1 protein-coding gene and 2 pseudogenes are annotated in these 1,174 nt (G+C 64.4%); all 3 read left to right on the plus strand.

The features are described from left to right. Positions 1–269 (plus strand): annotated as a pseudogene (locus CKO43_RS25440) (hypothetical protein); the annotation flags it as partial. 25 nt (positions 270–294) lie between these two features. Continuing rightward, positions 295–648, plus strand: coding sequence for a hypothetical protein (locus CKO43_RS25445; RefSeq protein WP_200380415.1), 354 nt, complete (start codon positions 295–297; stop codon positions 646–648). A gap of 54 nt (positions 649–702) precedes the next feature. Next, positions 703–1,174 (plus strand): annotated as a pseudogene (locus CKO43_RS25450) (hypothetical protein); the annotation flags it as partial.

A 1,174-nucleotide genomic window follows, 5' to 3' on the forward strand; every position in this document is an offset into this window, starting at 1 on the left:
GCGTGGACCTGGTCGCGGTGCTGGGCGAGTTGGGGGCCAACACGGTGAACTACACGCTGCTGCTGGCCGCCTATGCCGCCTACGAGCGCAACCACCCGGTGCTGTACCTGTCCAACGTCGACCGCGCTGCCGCGCGGGCCATGCTGGTCCTTCCGCCAGCCGGACATGTGCCGCCGGACCCGGCACGCAAGTTCCCGGAGCACAACTACCGCGGCCAGTGGTACGCGCCCTGGTGGGGCCAGCGGCTGGACGGCAAGAAGGACTATTGACGCGCCGCGCCGCGCCTCGCTGGAGTTGATCAACCGCTACCACGGCTTCAAGGATCCGCACACGGGCGAGACGCGCTTCGAGCTGAAGGCCTTTCTCGGCGACCCGAAGGCGGTGCCCGCACCGGGCAGCGCGTGTCCTGTACTGCAAACCGCACGACCAGGTGATGTACAGATGTTTCGGCAGTTCGCGCACTGGATGTTTGTGGACGATCTGCTTGCCGACCAATTTGCTCCTGCGCAGGCCTTCGTCAGCTATTGGCAGGCCGGGTTCTATGAGAAGAAGCAACTGCACCTCACGTACACCATGCAGCACATGGCGACCACTGCCCCCGGCATCGTGGATGTGCGCGAACGCCATTGGGCGGGCGCCCTCAAATGAAACCAGGCATTTCCTTCAATGAATCGGCGTCCGTTCATCACCGGAGCACTCAGCATGGGCCTGCTTGAACTGCTGGGCATCAAGCCGGCGACGGCGGACTTGCGGCCGGCCACCTCCCCAGCGGTACGCGCAGCGTCGTGGCCGCCGGGGACCGTCGCGCAACTGGTGGGGGGCAACGCCATCTCGACCATGTTTGATCCGGGATTCGGCGTGGAGAAGCATCTTGCCTTGCTGCTGGCACAGTCGCCGGATGCGGGGCCGCTCCCGTACTACAAGTCGATCACCGGCAGTGATGGGAGAGCGACCAACCCACGGGCGCGACCCAGTTTCGAGGCGGCTTTGCTGGGAAAGTTGACCTTGAGTTTCCAGTTCGTCGTCACCTACTACGGCCAGGACGTTGAAGGCTTCAACATGTTCATGTGGAACGGCGTCCGCATGAACGGCTTGCCCCTTGTCGCGGGCTTCGTGCCGGAGCGGACGGAGCTGGATGCACGGGACAGCTGGAAAGAGGCCTACCAAGCCTTCG

The sequence above is a fragment of the Rubrivivax gelatinosus genome, from assembly GCF_016583785.1.
Classification (GTDB): Bacteria; Pseudomonadota; Gammaproteobacteria; order Burkholderiales; family Burkholderiaceae_C; genus Rubrivivax; species Rubrivivax gelatinosus_B.